3 protein-coding genes are annotated in these 2,539 nt (G+C 38.9%); all 3 read right to left on the bottom strand.

Going from position 1 to position 2,539, the window contains the following annotated elements:
* Window positions 1-236: 236 nt before the first annotated feature.
* From virB10 to DK423_RS10915, 3 genes are read right to left on the bottom strand one after another with little or no spacing between them, the layout of a single operon-like run.
* Window positions 237-1,508, bottom strand: coding sequence for a type IV secretion system protein VirB10 (gene virB10, locus DK423_RS10925; RefSeq protein WP_109043984.1), 1,272 nt, complete (start codon window positions 1,506-1,508; stop codon window positions 237-239).
* A gap of 10 nt (window positions 1,509-1,518) precedes the next feature.
* Window positions 1,519-2,409 (bottom strand): P-type conjugative transfer protein VirB9, encoded by an 891-nt coding sequence (virB9, locus tag DK423_RS10920; protein ID WP_061886644.1) that lies wholly within the window; start codon window positions 2,407-2,409, stop codon window positions 1,519-1,521.
* The gene (locus tag DK423_RS10915) at window positions 2,406-2,519 is read right to left on the bottom strand and encodes a VirB8 family type IV secretion system protein (RefSeq protein WP_267895871.1); all 114 of its coding nucleotides are present in this window, start codon (window positions 2,517-2,519) and stop codon (window positions 2,406-2,408) included. The genes virB9 and DK423_RS10915 overlap by 4 nt, the downstream gene beginning before the upstream one ends.
* Window positions 2,520-2,539 lie beyond the last annotated feature (20 nt).

Raw genomic sequence — 2,539 nt, 5'->3', positions numbered from 1 at the left:
ATCATTCTAACACCATTACTTTACAGTAAAAAGCCATGCCTCTTAAGGCTTTTATCTTATAAATTCATAAATGGTAACCCGAGCACATTCATCCTCGGTTCCTTTATGAAAACCGTCATCATCTTCATAAAAAATTTGACCAATTTTATTGATCACAATTTCTGTGATATCTTGGCGATTGAATAAATCGCCAAATAAGTTTTGAGTAAACCAGGTGAGAGATCTATTCTCCTCCATTATCTCACTCTCTTTAATTGGTATACGCCACTAAAATCAATATCACGTGCCACAAAAATCCCTACCTTATCGCCCTGATTTTTATAAAGTGTTGGCTTAATGTCGCCCATTTGCTCAAGTACGGTTGTTGCCACCTCTTGTGTTGCTTGACGGGTATTTTCGGTATTACGTTGCTGATTACCGGCTATTTTGCCTACAAGAATATTATTACTATCAAGAATAAGCGATAACATCACTGCATTAGAGAAACGCTCCCAAAAATGATTATCAACCCAACCCGTTAAGCCATTTGCACCCAACTCATCCGTTGAGCCTGAATGGAGAGGAATAACCAGGTTATTCATTGTACGCATTTCCTGCCAAACCACGGCTAATTGTGCGTGACCGTGTTCAACACTATTTCCTTGGTAGAAACCATTTACGCGTGAACCTTTTTCAATTAAAAGCACGTTACCATTTGCCGAATACACATCATTTGCAATAATACAACTTGCCTGCCCACCAATATTGGAAATCACTTTCACACGTAATACACAAGGAATAAGCGTACCTTGTTCTAATAATAAATTCGGGTTAAATTGGCTCTTTCTTGCAGCGGTCGGGGTAAACGCAGGTGTATCCATAAATGGATCACTCCCGCCCGTATTTCCCCCTAACAAATCCCCCTTATTACCGGGGCCGCCATTTAATAAATTAAGCTGCCCTTGTGCCTGATTAATGGCATTTTGAGTTATCTCATCACCTTCTTTTAACGCGGTTTGATTTTCTTGCGTAAGGCTGACTGATGCACTACCCGTTTTTACCATCATCGCACTTGCCGATTTAATCAGTTTTTGCTGCATTGATGCAGTAACAGGCTCCGCCCCTAACAATTCCTCTTGCGGCTCTTGTTCATCAAACGTAAACACCTTGGTTTCTTCAATAGGTTCCGGTTTACGATAGGTTTGAGAAACAGACTTAACCTCCTGTGTTGGCGTTTCCACTTCTTCTGTTTTGAACGGGCTAATTAATTTAGGTAAAACGAATACCCCGAATAAAAGTAATGCAAATAAGATAAGCAACAACCCCGCACGGCGGTTGACCGGTTTTTTCTTATCTTTTATAGCACTTGAAACACGATTATTTTGAACAAAACCGGATTCTTTATCACCGAACGAAATATTTTCTTTTGGCTTATTATTTGGATTATTTCTTGCATTTTGCTCTTCAAGCTCTCTACGAATTTGACTTTCTAAATCATTATCGTCGTCAAGTAAATTTCTTTTTGTCATTTTAATTCTCTTATTTCACTTGACGAATTACGCCTTGATTAGTCGTTACTACAGATGAATTTGGATTTTTACCGAATCCGTGATTGATGATACCAACTACCTGATCACCACTTCTTAAAATAAAACGGTGGGCTGTTTTGTGAACGATTAAAACGGTATATTGCCCCTGCATTTTAGGATTAAGATTTGACATCATTTCCGTTTCACCTTGGTAATAGAAAACCGCCGGGATCGCGTTTGTGGTATCAAAACCGATATAAGTGCGAATACCGTCATCATAAACAAACCGAGGTGCGATCTCACGACTATCCTTCCCTACTTTCATCGTGTAATCCCAGTTTTTCGGTATGGTAAATTTATCAAGCGTGGCATTAACCTCTTTCTCTTCAAGCTCACGCCGAATTTTTGCTTGTGCTTCTGCCCGCACTCTGCGTTTTTGCGCTTCCTCACGTTGATGGGCCAGCTGTTCTTCTGTTGGATAAGCAAATTTCATGAAATATGCACTCACATCTTTCAATTCTTCCACTAATTTCAAATCGAAAGCATAAGTACGTTTATTGGTCGCAATAAGAAGATTGGTATCCCATTCACCCACCTTAGGATCGAAAAATGCAGAATCCTGCTGCACCGCTTTAGGCTTAATATAGATATTATTTTTGTTATCTTTCACTTCCCAACCATCAGAAAATCCGCTTGCAATATCTGTGACTTCTTCATCTTCCGCAAAAGTAACCGCTGTTACAAAGCCATTTTTAGTGCGAATTTCAACCACATCATTAGGATTATAATTAATGTATTGCATCCGTTGGTCATAATGTGAAGACTTTGGGGTATCTAAAGCAGAAGCATTGAAAGAAACGGCAACACCGAACATCAATAATAAAATCGACTTTTTCATCATAGTGATTCCTGAACTCGTTGATAACTGGTTACAAAGAAACCCATAGGGTTATTTATGCGTTCGGCAAGTTCTAAACCTAAAGAAGGGTTATATTCATAGCTCATACGAATAGTGAAATTTTTGACAAACT

The sequence above is a fragment of the Aggregatibacter actinomycetemcomitans genome (assembly GCF_003130205.1).
Classification (GTDB): domain Bacteria; phylum Pseudomonadota; class Gammaproteobacteria; order Enterobacterales; family Pasteurellaceae; genus Aggregatibacter; species Aggregatibacter actinomycetemcomitans_A.
The sequence above is the reverse complement of the archived record's forward strand: the minus strand, read 5'-3'. Positions and strand labels throughout refer to the sequence as shown.

What these genes read in the sequence shown, in the direction of transcription:
- virB10 (WP_109043984.1), bottom strand. Translation starts at nt 1,508, where the DNA reads ATGACAAAAAGAAATTTACTTGACGACGATAATGATTTAGAAAGTCAA.
- virB9 (WP_061886644.1), bottom strand. Translation starts at nt 2,409, where the DNA reads ATGATGAAAAAGTCGATTTTATTATTGATGTTCGGTGTTGCCGTTTCT.